This is a genomic window from Cellulomonas sp. 73-92 (assembly GCF_001898175.1).
Classification (GTDB): domain Bacteria; phylum Actinomycetota; class Actinomycetes; order Actinomycetales; family Cellulomonadaceae; genus Cellulomonas.
Genome location: NZ_MKTH01000020.1, coordinates 105613 through 129768, shown reverse-complemented (window position 1 = coordinate 129768; position 24156 = coordinate 105613). Strand labels below are relative to the sequence as shown.

The 24156-nt window shown below is 75.1% G+C and carries 29 protein-coding genes; 7 read left to right on the top strand and 22 right to left on the bottom strand.

The features are described 5' to 3' along the window. Nucleotides 1-42 precede the first annotated feature (42 nt). From menD to BGO37_RS15130, 3 genes are all read right to left on the bottom strand, one after another. The gene (menD, locus tag BGO37_RS15140; RefSeq protein ID WP_291756214.1) at nucleotides 43-1863 is read right to left on the bottom strand and encodes a 2-succinyl-5-enolpyruvyl-6-hydroxy-3-cyclohexene-1-carboxylic-acid synthase; all 1821 of its coding nucleotides are present in this window, start codon (nucleotides 1861-1863) and stop codon (nucleotides 43-45) included. Between the two features lie 162 nt (nucleotides 1864-2025). Beyond that, nucleotides 2026-2994: an o-succinylbenzoate synthase gene (locus tag BGO37_RS15135; RefSeq protein WP_291756211.1), complete on the bottom strand. Its 969-nt coding sequence runs from the start codon at nucleotides 2992-2994 to the stop codon at nucleotides 2026-2028. A 44-nt stretch (nucleotides 2995-3038) separates the two neighbouring features. Continuing rightward, nucleotides 3039-3581: a DapH/DapD/GlmU-related protein gene (locus BGO37_RS15130; protein ID WP_291756209.1), complete on the bottom strand. Its 543-nt coding sequence runs from the start codon at nucleotides 3579-3581 to the stop codon at nucleotides 3039-3041. Nucleotides 3582-3658: 77 nt separating this feature from the next. Here BGO37_RS15130 and BGO37_RS15125 point away from each other — a divergent pair, with 77 nt between their 5' ends. After that, nucleotides 3659-4603 carry a 1,4-dihydroxy-2-naphthoyl-CoA synthase gene (locus tag BGO37_RS15125; RefSeq protein WP_291756206.1) on the top strand — a complete coding sequence of 315 codons (945 nt, stop codon included), beginning with the start codon at nucleotides 3659-3661 and terminating at the stop codon, nucleotides 4601-4603. Nucleotides 4604-4657: 54 nt separating this feature from the next. Here BGO37_RS15125 and BGO37_RS15120 read toward each other — a convergent pair whose 3' ends face one another. Then, nucleotides 4658-5767, bottom strand: coding sequence for a DUF3048 domain-containing protein (locus BGO37_RS15120; protein WP_291756204.1), 1110 nt, complete (start codon nucleotides 5765-5767; stop codon nucleotides 4658-4660). 83 nt (nucleotides 5768-5850) lie between these two features. On the opposite strand from BGO37_RS15120, the gene menE reads away from it, so the two are divergent. Both menE and BGO37_RS15110 read left to right on the top strand, forming a co-directional pair. Continuing rightward, nucleotides 5851-7020, top strand: a complete 1170-nt coding sequence (menE, locus tag BGO37_RS15115) for an o-succinylbenzoate--CoA ligase (protein ID WP_291756202.1) — start codon at nucleotides 5851-5853, stop codon at nucleotides 7018-7020. Nucleotides 7021-7204: 184 nt separating this feature from the next. Next, nucleotides 7205-8074, top strand: a complete 870-nt coding sequence (locus BGO37_RS15110; protein ID WP_291756199.1) for a 1,4-dihydroxy-2-naphthoate polyprenyltransferase — start codon at nucleotides 7205-7207, stop codon at nucleotides 8072-8074. Nucleotides 8075-8123: 49 nt separating this feature from the next. Here BGO37_RS15110 and BGO37_RS15105 read toward each other — a convergent pair whose 3' ends face one another. Genes BGO37_RS15105 through BGO37_RS15070 form a run of 8 tightly spaced genes read right to left on the bottom strand, consistent with a single transcriptional unit; the run spans nucleotide 8124 to nucleotide 14653 of the window. After that, nucleotides 8124-8840: a DUF2161 family putative PD-(D/E)XK-type phosphodiesterase gene (locus tag BGO37_RS15105; protein ID WP_291756198.1), complete on the bottom strand. Its 717-nt coding sequence runs from the start codon at nucleotides 8838-8840 to the stop codon at nucleotides 8124-8126. A gap of 3 nt (nucleotides 8841-8843) precedes the next feature. Then, nucleotides 8844-9167 (bottom strand): DUF4229 domain-containing protein, encoded by a 324-nt coding sequence (locus tag BGO37_RS15100; protein WP_291756196.1) that lies wholly within the window; start codon nucleotides 9165-9167, stop codon nucleotides 8844-8846. Between the two features lie 17 nt (nucleotides 9168-9184). After that, a complete protein-coding gene (gene ccsB / locus BGO37_RS15095) occupies nucleotides 9185-10330 on the bottom strand; it encodes a c-type cytochrome biogenesis protein CcsB (RefSeq protein ID WP_291756194.1) in 1146 nt (381 codons plus the stop codon). A 2-nt stretch (nucleotides 10331-10332) separates the two neighbouring features. Further along, nucleotides 10333-12003 carry a cytochrome c biogenesis protein ResB gene (locus BGO37_RS15090; protein ID WP_291756191.1) on the bottom strand — a complete coding sequence of 557 codons (1671 nt, stop codon included), beginning with the start codon at nucleotides 12001-12003 and terminating at the stop codon, nucleotides 10333-10335. Nucleotide 12004: 1 nt separating this feature from the next. Then, nucleotides 12005-12775, bottom strand: a complete 771-nt coding sequence (locus BGO37_RS15085; protein WP_291756188.1) for a cytochrome c biogenesis CcdA family protein — start codon at nucleotides 12773-12775, stop codon at nucleotides 12005-12007. Continuing rightward, nucleotides 12772-13404: a TlpA disulfide reductase family protein gene (locus BGO37_RS15080; RefSeq protein ID WP_291756244.1), complete on the bottom strand. Its 633-nt coding sequence runs from the start codon at nucleotides 13402-13404 to the stop codon at nucleotides 12772-12774. Before BGO37_RS15080 ends, BGO37_RS15085 begins: the two co-directional genes overlap by 4 nt. Beyond that, nucleotides 13404-14060, bottom strand: coding sequence for a histidine phosphatase family protein (locus BGO37_RS15075; protein WP_291756185.1), 657 nt, complete (start codon nucleotides 14058-14060; stop codon nucleotides 13404-13406). The genes BGO37_RS15080 and BGO37_RS15075 overlap by 1 nt, the downstream gene beginning before the upstream one ends. Before the next feature lie 23 nt (nucleotides 14061-14083). Then, nucleotides 14084-14653 (bottom strand): MarR family winged helix-turn-helix transcriptional regulator, encoded by a 570-nt coding sequence (locus BGO37_RS15070; protein ID WP_291756183.1) that lies wholly within the window; start codon nucleotides 14651-14653, stop codon nucleotides 14084-14086. Between the two features lie 104 nt (nucleotides 14654-14757). Between BGO37_RS15070 and BGO37_RS15065 the strand changes: the two genes are divergently transcribed. After that, nucleotides 14758-15324, top strand: coding sequence for a YceI family protein (locus tag BGO37_RS15065; protein WP_291756181.1), 567 nt, complete (start codon nucleotides 14758-14760; stop codon nucleotides 15322-15324). A gap of 58 nt (nucleotides 15325-15382) precedes the next feature. Here the strand turns inward: BGO37_RS15065 and BGO37_RS15060 are convergent, their stop codons facing one another. The 3 genes from BGO37_RS15060 to BGO37_RS15050 all read right to left on the bottom strand — a co-directional run bounded on the left by BGO37_RS15060 (nucleotide 15383) and on the right by BGO37_RS15050 (nucleotide 17003). Then, nucleotides 15383-16000, bottom strand: coding sequence for a LysE family translocator (locus BGO37_RS15060; RefSeq protein WP_291756179.1), 618 nt, complete (start codon nucleotides 15998-16000; stop codon nucleotides 15383-15385). Nucleotides 16001-16013: 13 nt separating this feature from the next. Next, on the bottom strand, nucleotides 16014-16676 hold the full coding sequence (locus tag BGO37_RS15055) for a redox-sensing transcriptional repressor Rex (RefSeq protein WP_291756178.1): 663 nt from the start codon (nucleotides 16674-16676) through the stop codon (nucleotides 16014-16016). Nucleotides 16677-16739: 63 nt separating this feature from the next. Beyond that, a complete protein-coding gene (locus BGO37_RS15050) occupies nucleotides 16740-17003 on the bottom strand; it encodes a glutaredoxin family protein (RefSeq protein ID WP_291756176.1) in 264 nt (87 codons plus the stop codon). A gap of 61 nt (nucleotides 17004-17064) precedes the next feature. Between BGO37_RS15050 and BGO37_RS15045 the strand changes: the two genes are divergently transcribed. Continuing rightward, complete coding sequence (locus BGO37_RS15045) at nucleotides 17065-17778, top strand: HAD family phosphatase (protein ID WP_291756173.1); 714 nt, start codon at nucleotides 17065-17067, stop codon at nucleotides 17776-17778. Between the two features lie 53 nt (nucleotides 17779-17831). Beyond that, a complete protein-coding gene (locus BGO37_RS15040; RefSeq protein WP_291756172.1) occupies nucleotides 17832-18455 on the top strand; it encodes a hypothetical protein in 624 nt (207 codons plus the stop codon). Nucleotides 18456-18551: 96 nt separating this feature from the next. Here BGO37_RS15040 and BGO37_RS15035 read toward each other — a convergent pair whose 3' ends face one another. The 3 genes from BGO37_RS15035 to BGO37_RS15025 all read right to left on the bottom strand — a co-directional run bounded on the left by BGO37_RS15035 (nucleotide 18552) and on the right by BGO37_RS15025 (nucleotide 20310). Beyond that, complete coding sequence (locus tag BGO37_RS15035) at nucleotides 18552-18650, bottom strand: AURKAIP1/COX24 domain-containing protein (RefSeq protein WP_003792170.1); 99 nt, start codon at nucleotides 18648-18650, stop codon at nucleotides 18552-18554. Between the two features lie 113 nt (nucleotides 18651-18763). Further along, nucleotides 18764-18991, bottom strand: coding sequence for a helix-turn-helix domain-containing protein (locus BGO37_RS15030; protein WP_291756170.1), 228 nt, complete (start codon nucleotides 18989-18991; stop codon nucleotides 18764-18766). Between the two features lie 128 nt (nucleotides 18992-19119). Beyond that, on the bottom strand, nucleotides 19120-20310 hold the full coding sequence (locus tag BGO37_RS15025) for an acetoin utilization protein AcuC (RefSeq protein ID WP_291756168.1): 1191 nt from the start codon (nucleotides 20308-20310) through the stop codon (nucleotides 19120-19122). Between the two features lie 118 nt (nucleotides 20311-20428). Here BGO37_RS15025 and BGO37_RS15020 point away from each other — a divergent pair, with 118 nt between their 5' ends. Next, complete coding sequence (locus BGO37_RS15020) at nucleotides 20429-21286, top strand: PPK2 family polyphosphate kinase (protein ID WP_291756166.1); 858 nt, start codon at nucleotides 20429-20431, stop codon at nucleotides 21284-21286. On the opposite strand, the gene BGO37_RS15015 is transcribed toward BGO37_RS15020, so the two are convergent. From BGO37_RS15015 to BGO37_RS15000, 4 genes are read right to left on the bottom strand one after another with little or no spacing between them, the layout of a single operon-like run. Then, nucleotides 21287-22024: an ABC transporter permease gene (locus tag BGO37_RS15015; RefSeq protein ID WP_291756165.1), complete on the bottom strand. Its 738-nt coding sequence runs from the start codon at nucleotides 22022-22024 to the stop codon at nucleotides 21287-21289. After that, entirely contained in the window at nucleotides 22021-22767 is a 747-nt protein-coding gene (locus BGO37_RS15010; protein ID WP_291756162.1) for an ABC transporter ATP-binding protein, read from the bottom strand. Before BGO37_RS15010 ends, BGO37_RS15015 begins: the two co-directional genes overlap by 4 nt. Nucleotides 22768-22813: 46 nt before the next feature. After that, nucleotides 22814-23431, bottom strand: a complete 618-nt coding sequence (locus BGO37_RS15005) for a TetR/AcrR family transcriptional regulator (protein ID WP_291756160.1) — start codon at nucleotides 23429-23431, stop codon at nucleotides 22814-22816. 48 nt (nucleotides 23432-23479) lie between these two features. Further along, nucleotides 23480-24094 (bottom strand): TetR family transcriptional regulator, encoded by a 615-nt coding sequence (locus BGO37_RS15000; protein ID WP_291756157.1) that lies wholly within the window; start codon nucleotides 24092-24094, stop codon nucleotides 23480-23482. Nucleotides 24095-24156 lie beyond the last annotated feature (62 nt).

The following is a 24156-nucleotide window of genomic DNA, read 5'->3' as shown; positions in this document are numbered from 1 at the left end:
CGGACAAACCTGGGAATCGGCTAGGAGTTCCTGGTGCCCGCGTCAGCCGAGCGCGGCGCTCACCGCGGCCCCGACCTCCGCCGCGACCCGTTCCCCCAGCGCCCGGCGTCCGGCGCGGTCGACCCGCACCTCGACCACGCTGACGCCGGTCCCGGGCGCGGCCAGCGCCGGCAGCAGGCCGTCGACGTCGGTGACCCGCGTGTGCCGGACGCCGTAGCCGGCGCACAGCGCCGCGAGGTCGGTGCCGTGCGGCGTGCCGAAGACGCGCTCGAACGTGGCGCCGTCGTCGAGACCACCCGGTTCGAGCGTGGCGAAGATCGAGCCGCCGTCGTCGTTCGCGACGACGACCTGCAGGTCGGGCGTCGGCTCCGCCGGGCCGCGCAGCAGGCCGCCGACGTCGTGCAGGAACGACAGGTCGCCGAGGTAGGCGCGCACCCGGCGGTCGGGCAGCCCGAGCGCGACCCCCGTGGCGGTCGAGACGAGGCCGTCGATGCCGGCCAGCCCACGGTTGGCGACGACGAGCGGCGGGGTGTCCCACGCGGCGACGAGGTCGAGGTCGCGGGCGGGGCTCGACGAGCCGACGACGATGACGTCCGCGGGCTCGCTGACGCGCGCGACCGCCCGGGCGAGGGCGGGGCCGGTGACACGGGCGCTCGACCGCGACCGGCGTGTGCCCGGTCCCCCGGGCGTGACGTCGAACATCCGGTCCAGGGCATCGCGGGCGGCCACGTCGGCGGCGCGCCAGGCCTCCGTCCAGCCCTCGGGCGCACCGACGCGGCGGAGGCTGGCCGGAACGTCCAGCAGCACCTCGGCGGCGTTGCGGGCGGCGTCGGGCCACCGCGCGCCGCGCGGCGCGACCACGACGACCTCGACACCCGGGTCGGCCAGCAGCCGGCTCACCTGCCGGCTGAGGGTGGGGCGGCCGAGCACGACGACCCGGCGGATCGCGCCGCCCAGCCGCTCGTCGTCCAGGAGGTGCCGGTAGGCGGTGACGGCCTGGGGGCCGCCGCGCGACCCGGACGACGGCTCGGCGAGCAGCGGCCAGCCGGTGGCCTCGGCCAGCCGACGGGCGGCCGGGCCGGCGCCGTCGCCGGCGACGACGACCGCGGGCTGCGCGCGCCGGCCGCGGCGGCGGCGGGCGGGATCGGCCGGCGCGACGACGGGGGTGGTGCCGGTCGCGGTGGCCGCCGGCGTCGGTGGCACGCGCTCGCCCGCCCAGCGCGGCTCGACGAGGGTCAGGCCGGCCGTCTCGGGGGCGGGCCAGGGCTCGTCGTCCTCCGGCACGAGCGGCTCGCGGTAGCCGAGGTTGAGGTGCACCGGCCCCGGCGTGCCCGTCCGCGACCCCAGCGCGGCCGCGACGGCGCGCGCGACGACCGAGCGGACGTCACGGGCCTCGCCCGGCAGGCCGGCGGGCGCGGGGACGTCGATCGCGAGCCGCACGGCCGAGCCGAAGAGGGCCGGCTGCTCGGTGGTCTGGTTGGCGCCGGTGCCGCGCAGCTCGTGCGGCCGGTCGGCCGAGAGCACGAGCAGGGGCAGCCCGGCGTGGTGCGCCTCGAGCACCGCTGGGTGCAGGTTCGCCACGGCCGTGCCCGACGTAGTGACGACGGCCACCGGCGCCCCGGGCGGTTCGGCGGCCGCCGCCGCACGGGCGAGCCCGAGCGCGAGGAACCCGGCGGACCGCTCGTCGATCCGCACGTGCAGCCGCAGCGCCGGCGCCCCGGCGGGGCGCTCGGCGTGGGCGGCGTCGGCGAGGGCGAGGGCGAGCGGGGCGCTCCGGCTGCCGGGGGCGAGCACGACGTCCCGCACACCCAGCGCCGCCAGCGACTGCACGAGCACGCGGGCGGCGGCGATCGCGGGGGTCACGAAGCCATCATGCCGTGCCGGGCGGGACCGCCGCCGACCCCGCCGCATGCCGCCGGCCCGCCGCACGAGCGGGGCCGCGGAGGCGCCGCAACGCCCCCACCAGCGGTGCCGGTCGGTCGCGCGGCGGGCTCGGACGGTCCGCGCCCCGCCCGAGACGGTGCCTCAGACCCCCGGAGTGACGAGGGCCACCACGCGGTTCATCCGATCGGACCAGCGGGCCGCGAGGTCCGGGCCCGCCGCCGTGCGGGCCAGGGCCACGGGATCGGGCTCGGGGCGTCGCACCGCGATCTCGCCGTCCACCGGGAGCAGCGGGTCGGCGACGACGTCGTCGGTGAACAGCCGGCCGGTCGCCAGCCCGCAGGCGTACGGCAGCTCGGGCAGCGCCGCGGCCAGGGCGACCCCGGCCGCCAGGCCGACCGACGACTCCAGCGCGGACGACACGACGACCGGCAGCCCGACGCGCTCCGCGAGCTCGAGGCAGGCCCGCACGCCGCCGAGGGGCTGCACCTTGAGCACCACGACGTCGGCGGCCGCCTTGCGCACCACCGCCATGGGGTCGTCGGACCGCCGCACCGACTCGTCGGCCGCCAGCGGCACGTGGGTGCGCCGGCGCAGCGCCGCCAGGTCGTCGACGGTGGGCACCGGCTGCTCGGCGTACTCGAGGCCGCCGGCGGCCCGGTCGTAGGCGGCCAGCCGGCGCACGGCCTCGTCGACGTCCCACGCCGTGTTGGCGTCGACGCGGATCCGCCCGTCGGGGCCGAGCGCGTCGCGGACCGCCTCCAGCCGGGCCTCGTCGTCGGCCGCGGCCTGGCCCGGCTCGGCGACCTTGACCTTGGCGGTGCGACAGCCGCCGGAGGTCAGGACGATCTCGCGGGCGCGCGCGGCGTCGACGGCGGGCACGGTGACGTTGACGGGGACCGACTCCCGGAGGGGCGCCGGCCAGCCCTCGTCCGCCGCCTCGCGGGCCGCCCGCCACCAGCGCACGGACTCGGCGTCGTCGTAGTCCCAGAACGGCGAGAACTCGCCCCACCCGGCGTCGCCCCGGACCAGGACGCCGTCGCGCACGACGAGCCCACGGAACCGCGTCCGCAGCGGGATGGACCAGACGGCGACGGTGGGCGGCACGGGCACCGTCCCAGGCTAGGCCGGGCTCACCGCGAGCGGCCGACGGCGGGTCACCAGCGGCGGCGCACGGTCGCCTTCACGCCCGTCACCAGGGTCGCCGGCGGGACGTCGTCGGCCACGATCGCGCCCGCGGCGATCACCGCGTCCCGGCCGATCGTCACGCCGGGCAGGATCGTCGCCCCGGCGCCGATCCAGACGTTCTCGGCCACGTCGATCGGTCCGCCGGTCAGCCACAGGCGCCGGTCGGCGGTGTCCACCGGGTGGCCGACCGTGATGAACGTGACCTGGGGCGCCACCATCACGCGGGGGCCCAGCCGGATGCCGGCGTAGTCGAGGAACGTGCAGTTCTGGTTGATGAACACCCGCTCCGCGAGCTCCAGGTGGAGGCCGTGGTCGGTGAAGAACGGCGGGTAGATCGTCACGGACGGCGGCAGCGGCCGGCCGAGGATCTGCGCGAGGAGCTCCGCCCGGCCCGCCTCGTCGTCGAACGGCAGCACGTTGAGGCGCGACGTCAGGGCGGTGACCCGCAGCACCCGCTCGCTCATCGCGGTGAACTCCGGGCTGTGGATCCGCAGGAGCGGCTCGCTCGCCATCCCGCGATCCTCGCCGCGGTCGCGGCCGGCCGACGAGCGGACACGCCCGCCGACCGGGCCGCCGTTAGGGTGACCGCGTGACCGAGATCCCGTTGCCGGAGCAGGTGTCGCAGACGTTCGACCCGCAGCGCTGGCGCACCGTCGCCGGCTTCGACGGGCTGACGGACGTCACCTACCACCGGGGCGTCGACCGGACGGCCGGGCGGGACCTGCCGGTGGTGCGCGTCGCCTTCCACCGGCCGGAGGTCCGCAACGCGTTCCGCCCGCACACGGTCGACGAGCTCTACACGGTCCTCGACCACGCGCGGCAGACGAGCGACGTCGGCACCGTGCTGCTCACGGGCAACGGCCCCAGCCCCAAGGACGGCAGGTGGGCGTTCTGCTCCGGGGGCGACCAGCGCATCCGCAGCCGCGAGGGCTACCGGTACGCCGAGGGCGACACGGCGGAGGGCATCGACCCGGCCCGCGCCGGCAGGCTGCACATCCTCGAGGTGCAGCGCCTCATCCGCACCATGCCGAAGGTCGTCGTCGCCCTGGTCAACGGCTGGGCCGCCGGCGGTGGGCACAGCCTGCACGTCGTGGCCGACCTGACCATCGCCAGCCGCGAGCAGGCGCGCTTCATGCAGACGGACGCCAACGTCGGCAGCTTCGACGGCGGCTACGGCTCGGCGCTCCTCGCCCGGCAGGTGGGCCAGAAGCGCGCCCGCGAGATCTTCTTCCTCGCCCGCGAGTACTCGGCCGACGAGGCCTACGCGTGGGGCGCCGTCAACGACGTCGTGCCCCACGCCGAGATCGAGCGGGCCGGCCTGGAGTACGCCCGGATCATCGCGACGAAGTCGCCGCAGGCCGTCCGCATGCTGAAGTTCGCGTTCAACCTGGCGGACGACGGCCTGGCCGGGCAGCAGGTGTTCGCCGGCGAGGCGACCCGGCTGGCCTACCTGACGGACGAGGCCGTCGAGGGCCGCGACGCGTTCCTCGAGCACCGCGACCCGGACTGGTCGCGGTTCGGCTACTCCTACTGAGCGCCGGGCACGACGAGCCGTTCGTCGTGCTCCACCCGGGCGCGGCGAGAACCCTCAGCCGACCGTGTAGCTGCCGGTCTCCTTCGGCACCATCTCGATCCACGTGTTGCCCGGCGCGAACACGGCCGGGGTCCCGTCGGCGAGGGTGACCACCATGGGGGCGTCCTGCGCGCCCTTGCTCCACTTGACCGGGATCGTCTTGCCGCCACTGGCCAGCACGCCGTCGCCGCTGGCGTTGACCAGGGTGTACGTGGGCACCGGCGCGTTGTTCTGCGCCCGGAACTGCGTGTTGGGGTGCGACGCCACGATCGTCAGCACGTTGACCGCGTGGATCTGCGACTCCGCCGCGCCCGACGTCTGCGTCATCGCCTTGGCCGGGCCCTCGAAGCGCAGCCAGGTCCCCGACGTCGCATCCCACGTCCAGCTCGGGTGCGCGTAGGCCGACAGCTTGAAGCTCAGGACGTTGGTGGGGGTCCCCGCCACCATCGCACTGGCCTGCGCGGCCGAGCGGCCGAACTGGAACCACGGCTTCGGCGCGACGCGGCTCGGGTCGGCCTGCGCCCAGATGTCCGCCGGGTGCGAGTAGACGTTGTGCGGCGCCGGCCGGGCCTTGATCCGGTAGAACGCCGAGTTGCCCGAGTCGAACGAGAAGTTCTGCTCGCCGCTGGACTGCGCCAGCGCGAGGATCCCCGGCTGGCCGCCGGAGTAGGCGAAGAGCCCGTGCAGCGGCGCGCTCTCGGGCATGTCCATCGGCCGCACCGAGCGGATCGGGCCGATCTCCCCCGGCACCTGCGACTGGAACACGGCGTTGAACCGGGACACGTCGAACTCGACGATGTTCTCCCAGACCAGGTCAGCCTCGTTGAGCCCCTCCTGCGGGCGGGCCTCGGCGGTGTTCTCGATCTTGACGGCGAGCGCAGGGCGGTTGGCGGCGGTGCCCGTCACCGGCATCCCGGTCAGCGGCCACACCGACGGGACGGTCGGCGTGGGGACGGGCTGCTTGCTGGGGTCGACCGTCGGCGGGAGGGCGACCGTGCTGGTCGACGGGGTCGATGTCGTGGGCGGCGTGGTGCCGCCGGTGCACGCCGCGAGCGCCAGCGTCAGGGCCCCCAGGAGCGCGACCAGCATCGGCCTGCGGACCGGCCCGAGCCGGGTCGTCGTCATCGTTCCTCCGTCCGTCGCGGTGAGCGGGTACCAGGGTGCCACTAGTTGGCCGAGCCGCGGGGAGGCACGAATACCCTGGACGCGTGGACCGCCCGCTGCGTGACCTGGCCGCGGACCACCCGCACCTCGCTGCCGCGCTGGCCGCCGCGCTGGACGGGTCGGGCCCGGCCCTGCGCGTGCTCGCGCCGGGAGCGGCCGTGACGCGTCCAGCCTCCGCGCACGACGAGCCGCACGTGCCGGAGGGGGTCGCCGTCGTCCTCCGCACGTCGGGATCCACCGGCGCGCCCCGTGACGTGCTCCTCTCCGCCGCAGCGCTGCGGGCGTCCGGCGAGGCCACGCTGCGACGCATCGGCGGGCCGGGCAGCTGGCTGCTGGTGCTGCCGCCGGACCACGTGGCGGGCCTCCAGGTGCTGGCCCGCGCGGCCCTGTCCGGCGCCGTGGCGCACGTCGCGCCCGGTGGGCCGTTCCGGGCCTCGTCGTTCGCGGCCGCCGCCGCCGAGCTCCCGGCCGGGGGACGTCGGTACACCTCGATCGTGCCGACACAGCTGGTGCGGCTGCTGGACGACGAGGCCGGCCGCGCCGCGCTGCGCACGTTCGACGCCGTGCTGCTGGGCGGCTCGGGCATCCCGCCGGCGCTGCTCGACGACGCGTTCGACGCCGAGATCACGGTCGTCACCACGTACGGGATGACCGAGACCTGCGGCGGCTGCGTCTACGACGGCGTGCCCCTCGAGGGCGTGCGGGCGCGCGTGGCCGACGACGGCCGCGTGCTGCTGGCCGGCCCCGTGCTCGCCGACGGGTACCTGGGCCGCCCCGACCTCGACGAGGCGGCGTTCCTGGTGGACGACGAGGGCACGCGCTGGCTGCGGACGTCCGACCTCGGTCGCTTCGACGCCGGTGGCCGGCTCCGGGTGGTCGGCCGGGCGGACGACGTCATCATCACCGGCGGCGTCAACGTCACGCCCGGCCCGGTGGAGGACCTGCTGGTGACGTTGCCCGCCGTCCGCGAGGCGTGCGTCGTCGGGGTGCCCGACGACGAGTGGGGCCAGGCCGTGGTGGCGGTGCTCGTCGTCGGGCCGTCCGGCCCACCTGCCCTCGCCGACGTCCGCGCCCTGGTCACGGCGCACCTCGGGACGGCCGCCGCGCCGCGCCGGCTCGTCGTCGTCCCCGCCCTGCCCACCCGCGGCCCGGGCAAGCCCGACCGCCGCGCCGCCGCCGCCCTCGCCACGGAGCCCCCCGCACCACCGGCATGACGCCTCGGCGCGGCCCCTCGCCGAGGCCGCCACCCTCACCGAGCGCCACCCCTGTTCGTCGAACGCCACCGACGTTCCACCGGCACTCGGTGAACGACACCGGCACTCGGCGGATGGCGGCGGTGCTCGGCCAGGGGCGGGGCGGCCGAGGGGAGCACGTCCTGACCACGTAGGGTTTCGATCCGTGGCGAACGGGCATGAGTGGGCGGCCGGGGCGAGGCCCCGCACGCTGCCGGCGGCGGTCGCACCCGTGCTCCTGGGCACCGGTGCCGCCGCGCAGCTGGGCGCGGCGTCGCTGGGCCGGGCCGTGCTGGCGGGCGTCGTGGCGCTCGCGCTGCAGGTGGGCGTCAACTTCGCCAACGACTACTCCGACGGCGTGCGCGGCACGGACGTCGACCGCGTCGGGCCGATGCGCCTCACCGCGTCCGGCGCGGCCAGGCCCGGCCAGGTGAAGGCCGCCGCGTTCGCGGCGTTCGGCCTCGCGGCGCTGGCGGGGCTCGCGCTGGTCGCCGTCTCCGCGCACTGGTGGCTGCTCGCGGTCGGCGCGGCCGCCATCCTCGCCGCGTGGTTCTACACCGGCGGGAAGCGGCCGTACGGGTACCGCGGGCTCGGCGAGGTCGGCGTCTTCGTGTTCTTCGGGCTCGTCGCGACCCTCGGCACCACCTACACGCAGGCCGGCCGGCTCTCGTGGCCGGCGTGGGCCGGCGCCATCGGCACGGGCCTGCTGGCGTGCGCGCTGCTCATGGTGAACAACCTGCGCGACATCCCGACCGACGCCCTCTCCGGCAAGCGCACGCTGGCGGTGCGGCTCGGCGACCACCGTGCGCGCCTCGCCTACCAGTGGCTGGTCACGCTGCCGATCCTGCTCGGCGTCGCGTGCGCGTTCGTCGCGCCGTGGTCGCTGCTCGTCGTGCTGCTCGGTGCGGCCGTCGCCGTGCTGGTCACGGCCGTGCGGGCCGGTGCGCGGGGCATCGCGCTCGTCCCGGTGCTCGCCGGGACCGGGATGCTGCAGCTCGGCTTCGGCGTGCTGCTCGGGCTCGGCCTGGCGGTCTGAGACCCGGCCGGGCCGAGCCCGGACGGGCACGCCGCCGGCGGCGCCCGGCTCAGTCGACGGTCGGTGCCGGCTCGGTTGGCATCGGCGCCGCCGGCGGGAGGGTCGGCAGGAGCGTCGGCAGGAGGCCGGCATAGGTGTCGAGCGCGGTCAGGCCCAGGGCGCTCAGCTCGTACCGCCCGGCCCCGAGCCGCGTGAACCAGCCGTACGGGTTGCGGTAGAGGATCGCGTACGTGTCGTCGGGCGCCGCGAGCGCCCGCAGGCCGGCGGCCGTGGCCGGGCCGGTGCGCAGCAACGCGGCGACCGTCAGCGCGCGCTCGCGGTAGGCCGTCATGAGCGGCACGCGGGCGACACCGCCGACGTTGTGGTCGGTCCGGCGCGCGACGAACTCCGCGAGCGCCTCCCGTCGCAGCCGCGCGTTGCGCCGCACGCCGTGGGCTCGCGCCTCGAAGTCGACCCTCGCGCCGCCGGCCCGCACCGTGATCAGCCCGACGTCGAGGCGGCGCAGCACGCGGCAGACGTCCCGGAAGCGCGCCGTGTAGTAGGCGCGGCCGGGGGCCGGGATCGCGACGTAGACGGCGTCGGCGAACCGCTGCCGGGCGGCCGCCTGCACGATGACCTCGAGGTTCAGCCGCAGCTTCAGCTCGACGGCGCAGCACTCGTCACCGCGCACGGCGACCGCGTCACAGCTGGCGACCTCGGCCTGCACCGCGTAGCCGCGCTCCTCGAGCAGGGCCTTGACCGGCGCGTAGAGGTCGCGCTCGAGCATGCGCTAGGCCTGCCGGTCCTCGTCGTCGCCGGGCGCGTCGTCGGGCACGTCCTCGTCCTGCGACGCGAGGAGCGCGTCCTCGTCGGCCGCGTCCCGGCGCGCCCGCGCGGACAGCTGGGTGGTGCCCTTCCGCTTCGCGTCCTTGTCCGCGAGCCACCGCGCGGCGGCGTCGCGGGGTCCTCGTAGCGCCACGTAGCTGAGCCCCCACGCGATGAGTGCGGCGATGACCGCGGCTACCCACGGGTTGACGAAGCCGACCAGCAGCAGCGCCACCCAGCAGGCCCCGAACAGCGCCAGCCGCAGGACCGAGTAGACGAGGAGCGGCACGGCTCCAGGCTAGGGGGTCAGCGCAGGCCGGAGTACGAGTGCAGGCCGGCGACGAACAGGTTGACCACCGTGAAGTTGGCGAGCACCGCGGCGTACCCGGCGAAGACGAGGTAGGCGGCCCGCCGCCCGCTCCAGCCGCGCGTGGTCCGGGCGTGCAGGTAGGCCGCGTAGACCACCCACACCACGAACGTGCCGACCTCCTTGGGGTCCCAGTTCCAGTACCGGCCCCAGGCGTGCTCGGCCCAGATGGAGCCGGCGATGAGGGTGAACGTCCACAGCACGAAGCCGACCGCGTTGAGCCGGAAGCTCAGCGCCTCCAGGTGGAGCGCATCCGGCACCTGCTTGAGCCACGCGAACCGCGGCCCGGTGACGCGCCAGCCGACGAGCGGCCGACGCAGCGCGTCGGCCCGGCCCCAGGGGGTGGCCAGCCGCGAGCGGTTCTCCGCCCGCGCCGCCGAGAGCAGCTGCGTGACGCTCGTGCCGAGGGCGACCGTGAACACGCCCGTCGCGGAGATCGCGACGCCGACGTGGATCACCAGCCAGTAGCTCTGCAGCGCCGGCTGAACCGCGTCGGCCCGCACGAAGAACGCGTTGAGCGCCAGCACCAGCGCGAGCACCGCGATCGCGGTGACGACGACGCCGACGAAGGCGATGATTCGGCGACGCTGGACCACGGCCAGCACCGAGGTGGCGACGAGCACGCCGACGAGGCTGAACTCGTACATGTTCGCGGTGGGCCAGCGTCCGGCGGCGACACCCCGCAGCACGATCCCGATGACGAGCAGGGCGATCCCGAGCCAGTGCGTCGAGCGGGCGATGCCCTCGGCCTTGGCGCCGCTCCCGCGGCCGGTGCCTGCCGGACGGGCGGCCGTGGCCACCGGCGCGGACGCCGCGCCGGCGGCGGGCTCGACGTCCGTGGGCGTCGGGGGCAGCGCCGAGGCGTACGACGACGACGCACCCGCGCCTGCGAGCGCCGGGACGCGCTGGCGGTTCGCCGTCTTCGCCGCGGTCGCGGCGGCGACCTTGGCGGTACGGGCGGCCTGGCGGGGGCGTGCCGCCGCGTCGGCGATGCGCGCGAGGGCGACGGAGTAGCCGAACAGCGCGACGGTGAACGCCGTCGCCGCAGCCCACACGAACAGGGTCGACAGGTCGCCCACCGGCATGACTAGTCCCCTCCCGAGTCGTCCTCGACCGGGGCGCGGCCCGTGACCGGCACCGGGGACCCGAGGACGGCCTCGAGCACACGGCCCAGCTCGGGCGCGAGCCCGACGTCGTCGCCCCGGGCCAGCCCCGCGGCGGTCACCACTGTAGTAGGACCTTCGTCCTGGTTGCCGCGCGAGGTCGACGCCCGGACCCACAGCCGCCGACGCGGTACGAACAGCGAGGTCGCCAGCCCCGCCAGCGCGGTCAGCGCGAACGCCAGCAGCCAGCCGAGGGCCGGGTCCTTGCGGAGGTCGAAGGCGGCGAACCGGCGCATCCCGTCGAACGTCAGCGTGCCGAGGCCGTTCGGCAGGGTCACGGTGTCCCCGGGCCGGAGGTCCAGCGTCACCGGCTTGCCGGACGCGTCCTTGGCCTCGGTGAGGCCCTTCTCGTCCAGCTGGTACACGTTCTGCGGCACGCCGGTGTCCAGCCCGAGGTTCCCGGACCACACCGAGAGGACGAGCAGCGGGGAGGTCGGCTCCGGGTTCGTCGACACCCACTGGTCGGGGCCCATCTGCGCCGCCGTGGGCAGCAGGAAGCCGAGCAGCCCGATCTGCGGCTGACCGCCGGACACGTCCGGCACCTTGACCACGCCGCGCGACGTGTACACCTGGTCCTGCGGCAGGAACGGCACCGGGCCGGAGAACGCGACCTGGCCCGCCGCGTCCTTGACCGTCACCTGGGGCGCGTACCCGTTGCCCTGGAGGTACACCTGCGTCCCGCCGACGTCGAGCGGGTGGTTGACCTTGATGGTCCGCGCCACGGGTGCCGCGCCGGGCTCGGTCACGGTGACGTGCGCGGTGAAGTCGCGGGCCGCCAGCGTCGCCGCGTCGAACCGGGACTCGAAGTCGTCGAGCCGCAGCGTGAACGGCTCGAGCTTGGCGGCGTCGAACGCGCGCCCGTGCTCGAAGGTGTCGAACGACGTCTCGGAGTTGGCGAAGCCGTCGCCGGCCACGACGATCACCTGCGCGCGGTAGTGCAGCAGCTGCCCGTAGGCGACCGCGACGAGCAGCCCGACGAGCGCCAGGTGGAACAGGAGGTTGCCGGTCTCACGCAGGTAGCCGCGCTCCGCCGACACCGACCACGTGCCGTCACCCTCGTCGTGCACGTCGACGCGGTACCGCCGGCCCCGCCCCAGCAGGGCGGCCGTGCGCCGGACGAGGGCCTCGGGCTCGCCCTGCACCGTGACGGAGGCCTGCGCCGGGAACCGGCCGAACCGCCGCGGCGTCCGCGGCGGCCGCGCGCGCATCGCGGCCCAGTGGTGCTTGGTCCGCGGCAGGATGCAGCCGACGAGCGAGACGAACAGCAGCAGGTAGATCGCGCTGAACCACGCCGACGTGTACACGCCGAAGAACCCGAGCCGGTCCAGCCACGTGCCGAGTGCGCCGTGCGCGGTGATGTAGGCCGACACCTTGGCCGGGTCCTGGCCGCGCTGCGGGAACATCGTCCCCGGCACCGCCGCCACCGCGAGCAGCACGAGCAGCAGGAGCGCCACGCGCATGCTCGTCAGCTGCCGCCAGGCCCAGCGCAGCCAGCCGACGACGCCGATCGCGGGCACGGCGACCGGCCGCCCGTCGTCCGACGAGGCGGTGGCGGTGAAGGTGTCGTCGAGCCCCTCGGGGCGGTAGCCGCTCATCTCACACCACCGGCACGAACGGGTCGGCGCCGGTCAGCAGGCCCTGCAGCCACGCGGCCCAGTGCCCCCACACGCCCGTGACCAGGGCGAGGCCGAGCACGACGAGCAGGCCGCCGCCGACCCGCAGCACGCCGAGGCGGTGCCGGGTCAGCCAGCGGGTGAGGCGGCGCGAGCGCTCGAGGCCGAGGGCGACGAGCAGGAACGGCAGCCCGAGGCCGAGGCAGAACACGGCCGCCAGCAGCGCGCCGCGCCCGGCCGAGCCGCCGCCGAGGGACAGCGCGAGGATCGCGGCGAGCGTTGGCCCGATGCACGGCGTCCAGCCGAGGCCGAACGTCAGCCCGAGCACGGGCGCGCCCCACAGCCCGGCGCGCGGCGCCAGGTGCACCTTGCGCTCGTTCTGCAGGAACGGCACCAGCCCGGCGAACGCCAGCCCGAGCAGGACGACCAGCACGCCGAGGATGCGCTGCACCGGGTCCTGCCAGCGGGCCAGCCACGCCCCGACCCCGCCGGCCACCGCACCGAACGCGACGAACACCACGGCGAAGCCGAGGACGAAGAGGCCGACGCCCGCCAGCACACGCCCCCGCCGCGCCGCGCCCGCCTCCGCGCCGAGCGAGCCGCCGACGAAGCCGACGTACCCCGGGACCAGGGGCAGCACGCACGGCGAGGCGAACGAGACGATCCCGGCGAGCAACGCCACCGGGACGGCGAGCGCCAGGGAGCCGCCGGCGACGGCACGGCCGAAGGCGTCGCCCGCGTCGAAGGGCGTCACGGCGTGCCCGCGCTCGGGGTCGGCGACGCGCTCGGGGCGCCGCCCTCGGCGAGCAGCTGGTCGACGATCGAGCGCACGGTCGAGGGGTCCACCCGGCCGAGGATGCGGGCGGCGACGCGGCCCTGCCGGTCGAGCAGCACCGTCGTCGGCACCGCGTTCACCGGCACGACGCCCTGGAGCGCCGCGATCGCCGAGCCGTCGCTGTCGATGATCGTCGGGTAGGGCACGGAGAACTGCCGCGCGAACGCGGCCGCGGTGCCGGCGGCGTCGGTCGAGTTGACGCCGATGACGTGCAGGCCGCGCGGCGCGTCGTCGTTCGCGATGGCGACGAGGTCCGGCGCCTCGGCCCGGCACGGCGGGCACGCGGCGTACCACGTGTTGACGAGCACCACGTCGCCGCGCCAGGCCGTGACGTCACGGGTGGTGCCGTCCGCGTCCTTGCCCGCCAGCGCGACGGGACCGGTCCGCCGGCCGACCGGCCAGGTCTTCGTCGTCCCGTCCGCCGAGGTGTAGCCCGTGTCCGTGCTGCTCGTCGCGGTCGGCCCGGCGGGCGTCGTGGAGCAGGCGGCGAGCAGCGCGACGAGCCCGGCGAGGGCGCCGGCGACGAACGGACGCCGTGACCGGCCCATCACGCCCCCGGCACCGTGGACGCGCCGGCGAGCAGCGCCGCGGCCGGCTCGGTGTACCCGATCCCCACGAGCTCGTCGTCGTCGTAGTGCAGCGACGTCAGGGAGCCCAGCGAGCACTGCCGGCGGCGCGGGTCGTGCCACAGCCGGCGGTGCTCGAGCGTCAGGCGCGTGATCCAGATCGGCAGCTGGTGCGAGACGAGCACCGCCTCGTGCCCGCGCGCGGCGGCCCGCGCGTCCGCGACGGCCGCGAGCATCCGGGAGGCCTGCTCGGCGTACGGCTCGCCCCACGAGGGCGTGAACGGGTTGCGCAGGTACGGCCAGTGGCCGGGGTGCCGAAGGGAGCCGTCGCCGACGCCGAACTTCATGCCCTCGAAGTGGTTGGCCGCCTCGATGAGCCGCGCGTCGCTGCCGACCGGCAGGCCGAACGCCTCGCCGACCGGGGCGGCGGTCTGCTGCGCCCGCTCCAGCGGGGAGGCGACGACGACGGTGACGTCCCGGCGGGGTGCGCCGGCGCGTCCCGCCAGGTGGTCGGCCACGGTCCGGGCCATCGCCTCGCCGCGCGCGGAGAGCCGGTAGCCGGGCATGCGCCCGTACAGGATCCCCGTGGGGTTGTGCACCTCGCCGTGGCGCAGCAGGTGGACCGTCGTCGCGACCATGGGCCCAGTGTGTCAGGCGAACCTCAGTGCACGTCGTCGGCCGGGCACTCGCCCCGCAGGTGCGCGCGCACCTGCTCCATCGCCTCGCCGAGGGCGACGAGCTGCTCGCCGGACAGCACGTCGACGAGGTGCGCCCGCACGCTCGCGACGTGCCCGGGCGCCGCCGCGACGAGCGCGGCCCAGCCCTTCTCGGTCAGCACGCAGTTGACCCCTCGCGCGTCCTCCGAGCACGCGACGCGCGCGACCAGACCGGCGGACTCCATGCGCGAGATCGTGTGCGTCAGGCGGCTGCGCGAGTGCGCGATGTCCGTGGCGAGCTGCGACATCCGCAGCGTGCGGCCGGGCGCCTCCGACAGCCGGACCATCACCTCGTACTCGTGCAGCGAGAGGCCGGAGCGCTCCTCGAGGTCGCGGCCGAGGGCGTCGAGCAGCAGCACGGTGCCGTCGCGGAAGGCGCGCCAGTCGCGCTGCTGGTCCGCCGACAGCCAGCGCACCGGCGCCGTCGCCACGGTGCCCCCGCTCGTCGTCCCGGTGCCGGCGGCGCTCGTCGCGCTCGCGCCGGCCGTGCCCATGTCCGTACCTGTCGTCCTCATCGCTCCCCTCCATGCGCCGCGTCAGTGTCCAACGCTTGCGCTCGGCGCAACAGTGTAGTAGAAAGTTGAACTACATACGTGATGATTCAACCAATGGAGTCGACATGACCGCCACCACGCAGACCGCCCTCCCCCAGGGCCTGACCTCGGGCACCTGGGCCCTCGACACCGCGCACACCGAAGCCAGCTTCACCGCCCGCCACGCCGGCGTCACCAAGGTCCGCGGCACCGTGAAGGTCACCGAGGGCGCGCTCGTGCTCGGTGACACGCTCGAGAGCTCCACGCTGACCGCGACGCTCGACCCGACCACGATCGCCACGGGCAACGAGTCCCGCGACGGCCACCTCAAGAGCGCCGACTTCTTCAACGCCGAGACCGCGCAGCCGTGGACCTTCGTCTCCACCGGCGTGCGCCAGACCGGCGAGAACACCTACGCGATCGCGGGCGACCTGACGATCAACGGCGTCACGAAGGCCGTCGAGCTCGCCACCGAGTTCAACGGCGTGGTCGTCGACCCGTGGGGCGGCACGCGGGCCGGCGCCGAGGCGACCCTCACGGTGTCGCGCAAGGACTTCGGCCTGACCTGGAACGTGGCGCTCGAGGCCGGCGGCGTGCTCGTCTCCGACAAGGTCGTCATCAACCTCGACGTCGCGGCGGTCAAGCAGGCCTGAGCCTGCCCGCTCGTCGGCCCGGTCCCCGTCACCAGCACGCGGGGCCGGGCCGTCGTCGTCAGTGCTCCGCCGCCAGCCCGGTGGCGAACCCGAGGAAGACGAGGCCCGCGGCACCCTCCAGCCGGCGGCGCGCACTCCGGGACGTGAGGACGCGCCGGGCGGCACCGGCCGCCGCCACGACGACGAGCAGCACCGTCACCCCGACCGCGGTGAGGGTCAGGGCGTAGAGCATCAGCTGCGGCAGCGCCGCGTGCGGCCCGACGAACTGCGGCAGCACCGCCAGGTTGAAGGCGAGCACCTTCGGGTTCGTGATGTTGCACAGGAAGCCCGTCCGCGCCGCCGACCATCGCCGGCCGCCGGTGACGGCCTCGGCGGCCTCGGCCGCCTCGTCGTGCCGGGCGGCCGCCATGAGCGCCCGGACACCCAGGTAGACCAGGTACGCGACGCCCGCCCAGCGGATCGCCTCGAACGCCGGCTGCGACGCGTGGATGACCGCCCCGAGCCCGGAGCCCGCCAGCACGCCCTGCACCACGTTGGCGACGCCGATGCCGAGAAGCGTCCAGAGCCCGCGCCGCCGTCCCCCGACGACCGTGCTGCGCATCGTCAGCAGCATGTCGGGTCCCGGCACGAGCGCCAGCGCCAGCGCGAACGCCAGGAACGACAGGTAGTGGCCCACCGCGTGAGCCTAGCTACGCCTTCGCGTGCTCGCGGTGCCGTCCGTGGAACGCCAGCAGCTGCAGCTCCGAGGCGAGGTCGACGGCGCGCACCTGGACGCCGTCGGGCGTCTGCAGGGTCTGCGGCGCGAACGTCAGGATGCCGTGCACCCCGGCGGCCGCCAGCGCGTCGGCCACCTGCTGGGCCACCGCCGCCGGCGTCGCGATGACGCCGATCGTCGCGCCGCCGGACGCCACGACGTCCGCGAGCTCCGCCACCGGCCGCACGACGAGCCCGGCGACCGTCGTCCCGACGACCGCGGGGTCGTCGTCCACCAGCCCGACGATGGAGAACCCGCGCTCCGCGAACCCGCCGTACGCCGCGAGCGCGTGCCCCAGGTGCCCCACGCCGACGATCACGACGCGGTTCGGCTCCTCCAGGCCGAGCACCGAGCCGATGTGCCCCCGCAGCTGGGCGACGTCGTAGCCGACGCCGCGCCGCCCGTAGGAGCCGAGGAACGACAGGTCCTTGCGCAGCTGCTCGGGGCTGACGCCGGAGCGGGCCGCGAGCTCGTGCGACGACGTCAGCTTCGTGCCCTCCGACCACAGGCCGTCGAGGGCGAGGAGGTAGGCGGGCAGCCGCGCGACCGATGCTCGCGGCAGGCGCTCCCGGGCACCCTCCGCACTCGCGGTCGTCACGTCGCACCACCTCTCCGGGGCCCGTCCAGGCACCTGGCCTCACGCTACGGGTCCGGCGGGCCCTCAGGCGAGCGCGGCGCGCAGCAGCCGTTCGGAGACCTGCCACTGCGCCACGTCGACGCCGTCCACCGCGACGACGGGCACGCGCTCGCCGTAGGCGTCGAACAGGTCCGGCGCGCCGGGCGCCGGCGGGTCGTCGACGTCGACCTCGGCCCACGGCACGCCGACCTCGTCGCAGACGCGTGCCACGACGGCCCGCGCCTCGTCGCAGAGGTGGCAGCCGGCACGGCCGTAGAGGACGACACGAGGCGTCGCGGGCGGGGTCACGTCACCACGGTAGACACACCCCGGTTCCGGACCATTCGCCCGCGCTCGCTACAGTGGCGGCGTGTTCGCGCGCCCCGACCGGTCCGACGTGACCGGTCCGGAGGCCCGGGTCGGCGCGTTCTTCGACGTCGACAACACGATCATCCGCGGCGCCAGCGCGTTCCACCTCGCCGTCGGCCTCTACCGGCGCGGCCTGCTGCGCGCCCCGGACATCGTGAGGTTCGCCGGCCACCAGGTGCGCTACCGCACGTTCGGGGAGAACCGGCGGCAGATGGACGAGGTGCGCGCCGCGGCGCTGGCCATCGTGCGCGGCCACTCCGTCGCCGAGATGGGCCTCATCGCCGAGGACGTGTACGACGAGGTGATGACGCTGCGGATCTACCCCGGCGCCCGCCGCCTGCTCGACGCGCACCGCGCCGCAGGTCACCGCGTGTGGCTCGTCACCGCCGGGCCGCGCGAGGTCGGCGAGATCATCGCGCGCAAGCTCGGGGCCGCCGGCGCGCTCGGCACGATCGTCGAGCAGCAGGACGGCCGCTACACCGGTCGCCTCTGCGGTGACCTGCTCCACGGCACGGCGAAGGCCGAGGCGGTCGCGGTGCTGGCCGAGCGCGAGGGCATCGACCTCGGTTCGTCGTACGCCTATGGGGACTCGACCCACGACGTGCCGATCCTGTCGCTCGTCGGCAACCCCGTGGCGATCAACCCCGACCGCCGGCTGCGGCGTCACGCGGAGCGGGTCGGCTGGCCGGTGCAGGAGTTCTCGACGCGGGGCTGAGGCGCCGACCTCCTCCCGTTGCGGCGCCGTGGCGTCGACACGATCCTCGGAACGTGCGCGTCCGGGGGCAGCAGTCGTGGTCGATCCGCATCGACTCCCCGAGCGTGCTCGCGGACCAGGCGCTCTGGGTGCGCGGCGTCGAACGCATCGACGCCCCGGCCGGAGGAGTGGTCCCCGGCCCGCTCGACGAGGACGACCTGCCGGCGCCCACCCCGCGCACCCCCGACCCGGGCCTGCCGGCCGCGTGGTCGCGGTGGTGGACGGCGATCGCGGGGGGCGTGACCGTCGACGCCCGCCCCGACCTCGACGTCCTCGCCGACGAGCCCGGTCTGAGCCGACTCGTCGACGCACGCTTCGACGAGTTCCGCGCCTGGCACGACCGGCGCAAGGAGCGAGCCGCCCGGCGATGGCACGAACGGCTCGAGCAGGCGGGCACGCGCCGACGGCGCGCGGGCTCCCTGTCCGACCCCCTCCGCGAGACTCACCTGGTCGCGGACCTGGAGCGGCGCCTCGGGCGCCCTGCTCCGCCGTTCGTCCTCGAGCTGCTCGTGCTGCCCGTGCGGGACGACGTCATCCGCGAGGTGCGGCCCGACCGGTACCTCGTCCCGGAGCGGGTCTACGACAGCCCGGACTGGCCGGCGCGCCTGGAACCCCTGGTGCTCCGCTGGCTCGCCTGAGGCGCGCGCCGGCCAGGCCGAGGCACCCGGGGAACGACGAGGGCCCGGCCGTCGCCGGCCGGGCCCTCACGTCGGTGCCGCCTCAGGCGGCCGGCGTCACTTCTTGTTGCGACGCTGGTGACGCGTCTTGCGCAGCAGCTTGCGGTGCTTCTTCTTGGCCATCCGCTTGCGGCGCTTCTTGATGACGGAGCCCATGGTGGTCCTCGTTCGCTTCTCGTTGTGGTCGACCGGCGGGGCCGGAAGCCCACGCAGAAAGTCCGGGGACAAACCTTACGCCCACCGGGGCCGTCGCCGTAACGCCGGGGTCGTCAGGAGCTGAGGCGACCCTCGCCGCGGTCCTCCGGCAACGGCACCGTGGAGGACGAGCGCAGGTACGCGTCGAGTGCGTCCTGGGGCACGCGGAACGAACGGCCGACGCGCACGCCGGGCAGCTCGCCGGAGTGCAGCAGCCGGTACACGGTCATCTTCGACACCCGCATGACGGCGGCGACCTCCTCGACCGTGAGGTAGCGCACGCGGCCGGTCTCCTGGCTCATCCTTCGCTCTCTTTCCCGGCCTCGGTCGCGGTGTCGCGTCGCGGTGTCGCCCACGGGCTCGCGCGTCAGCGTAGTGCCTGATGGGACGCGTGTGAAAGGGGTGACGCGTGTGACCGACTCGACGCGGTTCAGTCGTAGTCCGGATCGAGTCCATGGTGGGGGAAGACGGCCGTCCGTGTCGCCCTGATCGCCCGGTCGACGTCGTCGGCCGGGTCCCACCCGGCCGACCACGGGCGGAACGTCGCGGCGGCGCCCTCGGTCATGGTCGACGCCTCCAGCCGGCCGTACCGCTGGCGGACCGCGTCGCACCACATCTCGGGCAGCGGCGCGGCCGGGTCGACCGGCCGGTGCGTCGCCAGGCCGATGACGTGCGCCCACACGCGCGGCACCACCTCGACGCGCGCGTACCCGCCGCCGCCGAGGGCGAGCCACCGGCCCCCGGCCGCCTCGTGCGCCAGGTCGTGGAGCATCGACGCCGCCACGCGCTGGCCGTCCACCGACGTCCGCAGCGTGGTCAGCGGGTCCAGCCGGTGGGTGTCGCAGCCGTGCTGCGTCACCAGCAGGTCGGGGGCGAACGCCCGCAGCAGCGGCGGCACCACCGCGTCCAGGGTCCGCAGCCAGCCGGCGTCCCCCGTCCCCGACGGCAGCGCGACGTTGACGGCGGAGCCCTCCGCCCCCGGACCTCCGATCTCGCGCGGGAAGCCCGTGCCGGGGAACAGCCGGACTCCGGTCTCGTGCACCGACACCGTCAGCACGCGCGGGTCGTCCCAGAACACCGCCTGCACCCCGTCGCCGTGGTGGGCGTCCAGGTCGACGTACGCCACGCGGGACGCGCCCGCCGCCAGCGCGGCGCGGATCGCCACCGCGGCGTCGTTGTAGATGCAGAACCCCGAGGCGGCACCGGGCATGGCATGGTGCAGCCCGCCGCCGACGTTGACGGCGTGCTCGGCCTCGCCCCGCCACACCGCGAGCGCGGCGTCGACCGATCCGGCGACCATCCTCGCCGCGGCCTCGTGCATGCCGGGGAACACGGGGTTGTCCTCGGTCCCCAGGCCGCGGACCTCGTCGGTCACGCCGGCGTCCGAGGCCGCCCGCACGGCCGCGACGTAGGCCGGCTCGTGCACGGTCGTGAGCAGCTCGTCGGGCGCCTCGCCGGCGGCGACCACGGCGACGTCGGGCCGCTCGAGCAGGCCGAGCCCGGCTGCCAGGGCGATGGTGAGGTCGATCCGGTCGCTCGACATCGGGTGGCCCGGGCCGAAGTCGTAGCCGAGCAGCTCGGTCGACCACACGACCCGCGCGACCGTCCCCCCGGCTGACATGCGCCAACCGTGGCACCCGGAGCCCGGTGGTGTCGACGTGGACCAGACGTGGACCAGCGGTTCGCCGCGCCTCGCCGGCACCCGTGCGGTAGGACTTGCCCGACGAAGGAGGGCGACGATGTCCGACGGTCCCTGGGCGTTCGACGCATGGAACGAGCTGCGCCCCGGCCCGCGGTTCTCGCTGGCGGACCTCGACACCTCGGCCACGCCCGGGTTCTCCGGCGGCTCGACGAAGGCGGGCCACCTGCTGGCGGAGATCGGCGAGGCGACCTCCGACCTGCAGGAGCGCCTCTACGCGCACGGGCGTTCCGGCGGGACCCGGTCCGTGCTGCTCGTCGTGCAGGGCATGGACACGTCCGGCAAGGGCGGCATCATGCGGCACGTCGTCGGCATGGTCGACCCGCAGGGCGTCGAGCTGCACGCGTTCGGCGTGCCGACGCCCGAGGAGCGCCGGCACCACTACCTGTGGCGCATCCGCAGGGCCCTGCCCCTCGCCGGCCGCATCGGCGTGTTCGACCGGTCCCACTACGAGGACGTCCTGGTGGTCCGGGTCGACCGGCTCGTGCCGCCCGAGGAGTGGGAGAAGCGGTACGACGAGATCAACGCCTTCGAGGACGAGGTGGTCGGCGGCGGGACGACGATCGTCAAGGTGGCGCTGATGATCTCCCACCACGAGCAGTACAAGCGCCTGCACCAGCGGCTCGAGCGCCCCGACAAGTACTGGAAGTTCAATCCCGACGACGTCGACTCCAGGGCGAAGTGGCCCGCCTACCAGGAGGCGTACCAGGCCGTCTTCGAGCGGACGTCGACCGACGTCGCGCCCTGGCACGTCATCCCGGCCGACGAGAAGTGGTACGCCCGCCTCGCGGTCTCGCAGCTGCTGTGGCAGGCGCTGGTCGGGCTGGACCTCGACTGGCCGTCGGCCGAGTTCGACGTTGCGGAGCAGCTCGCCCGGCTCGAGGCGACCGGGACGTAGCTACTCGGTGCGCCGGCGCAGCGTCGTCGTCGCCAGCGCGACGGCGCCGACGATGAACAGCGCCAGGACGCCGATCGCACCCCGGGTCTCCAGCCACCCGCCGCCCTTGGCGATCTTCTGCATCGCGTCGACGGCGTACGTCAGGGGCAGCACGCGGGAGATCCACTCGAGGACGGCGGGCATCTGGTCGCGCGGCATGATGACGCCGCACAGCAGCAGCTGCGGCAGCAGGAACGCCGGCATCAGCTGCACGGCCTGGAACTCGGTGCGCGCCAGGGCCGAGGCCGCCAGGCCGAGCGTGCAGCCGAGCACCGCGTTGAGCACGGCGACGACGAAGAGCAGCCACACCGGGCCGGCCACGTCCATGCCGCACACCCAGATCGCCCAGAGCACGACGACGACCGACTGGATCAGCGCCATCACCGCGAACGCCAGCGCGTAGCCGACGACGAAGTCGCCCTTGCCGAGCGGCATCGTCATCAGCCGCTCCAGCGTGCCGCCCGTGCGCTCCCGGAGGGTCGCCACGCTCGTGACGATGAACATCACCAGCAGGGGGAAGAAGCCGACCAGCACGGGCCCGATCGTGTCGATCACCGGGACACGGCTGCCGTGGTACATCCACGCGATGATCCCGAGCAGCAGCATCGGCACGCCGATGATGAGGGCGATGGTGCGGCGGTCGTGGCGCAGCTGGCCGAGCACGCGCTCGGTCGTGGCCATCGTCAGCGCGGGGGTCATGCCACCGCTCCCTTCTCGGCGGCGTTCGCCTGGTCGACGAGGTGGAGGAACGCGCCCTCGGCGTCGGCGGCTCCGGTGCGCTCGAGCAGGTCGGGCAGGGTGCCGTCGGCGAGGATCGCGCCGTTGCGCATGAGGACGAGCCGGTCGCAGCGGACCGCCTCGTCCATGACGTGGCTGGACACCAGCAGGCTCGCGCCGGCGTCCCGCAGCCGGTGGAAGAGGGTCCAGAGGTCGCGCCGCAGCACCGGGTCGAGCCCGACCGTCGGCTCGTCGAGCACGAGGAGGTCGGGCCGACCCAGCAGCGTGACCGCGAGCGACACGCGGGAGAGCTCGCCGCCGGAGAGGGTGCGCACGATCCGCCTCTCGAACCCCGCGAGGTCGACGTCGGCCAGGGTGGCGCCCACCCGCTCGCCGTCCACCCGCAGGATCGACGCCGCGTAGCGCAGGTTCTCGGCGACGGTGAGGTCGGGGTACACGCTCGGCGCCTGCGTGGTGTACCCGACGCGGCGCCGCAGCGCCGCCGAGCCGGCCGCCTCGCCGAACACCTCGACCGTTCCCCCGGCGACGATCTGGGCTCCGACGACGGCGCGCATCAGCGTCGTCTTGCCACTCCCGCTCGGGCCGAGCAGCCCGACGACCTGGCCGGCCGGCACCGTGAGGTCCAGGCCCTCGATGACGTGGTTCCTGCCTCGGACGACCCGCAGCCCGCGGACCGCGATCGCCGGAACCTCACTATTCCCCATGCGAGGAATAATGGCCTTGGTGCGCCTCCTGCGCAAGGACCCACGGCTACGGGCGTGCGGGCACGAGCTCGGCCAGCGGCGCGCTCAGGTACCGGTCGAGCGTGGGCCCGACGACGGCCGCGACCTGGCCGATCGGCAGCGACGCCAGCGGCTCCATCCGGATGACGAACCGCACCATGAGCAGGCCCGCGACCTGCGACACCAGCAGCCCCACGCGCAGGGCGACCTCGTCGGGCGCCACCAGGCGGCCGATGTGCTCGAAGATCGTGCGCCCGAGGTAGGCCACCAGCGCCCGCGGCCGCTCGAGGTTGCCCGCCATGAGGCCCGCGGCCGCGCGGAACGCCTCGCCGTCGTCCCCGCCCCACAGCGTGAGGACCTCGGTGACCAGCCGCTCGCCCAGGCCGGGCAGCCCGCCGCCGACGATGCGGGCGGCGACCTCGGCCGGGTTCGCCGTCGGCGGCAGCACGGAGACCGCGAAGAGCTCCGTCCGGTCGGGGAAGTAGTGCCGGACGAGGGCCGGGTCGACGCCGGCCCGCCGCGCCACGGACCGCATGCTCGCCGCCTCGAACCCGCGCTCGGCGAACTCGGCGCGGGCCGCGGCGAGGATCGCCCCTCGGGTGTCGGCCCCGGCGGGGCGCCGTCCCCTCGGCCGCACCGGCTCCATGGCCGCAGCGTAGGGGAATTCCCCATCCGGGGACAGTGATGGGGCTGGTCAGCGAGCCGGGGCTGGTGCGGGCAGCGTGACGATGTCGAGGCCCTCGGAGAACAGCTCGAAGACGCGCTTGACCACGTCGCGCAGGGGTTCGGCGAAGCCGGTGCCCTGCCAGTGGTGGAACATCCCCAGGAGCGCGCCCGCGAGCGCGTGGGCGAACACCTGGACGTCGAGGTCCTCGACGGGGCGGCGCAGCTGCCGGGCGAGGACCACCTCGAGGACACGCGCGGCCGAGTACGTGTACGCCACGGTCGCCTGCTCGAGGGCCGGCGTGGTGCCGGCGATGCGGAGCCGGCGCACGAGGAACTGCTCGTCGGCGGGCGGGAAGCCGTCGAGCGCGCGCAGCACGACGCGGCGCAGGCCGGCCAGCGGCACCGGGTCCGTCATCGCCTCGGCGGCGAGCCCGCGCAGCAGCCGCTCCGAGCCGTCCCAGAGGAGCACGTGCTCCTTGGTGCCGAAGTAGCGGTACACCGAGCTCGCCGACACCTCGGACGCCTCGGCGATCTCGTCGATGGTCACGGCGTCGAAGCCGCGCTCCTCGAAGAGGCCGACCGCGACCGACTGGATCCGCAGCATCGCGGCGGCACGCTTGCGCTCCCGCAGGCCCCCAGGCATGAGGACATCCTAACCCCGAAAGACTGTTGCTCTCAGTTGACAGCAACTATTGACTTCTGGCC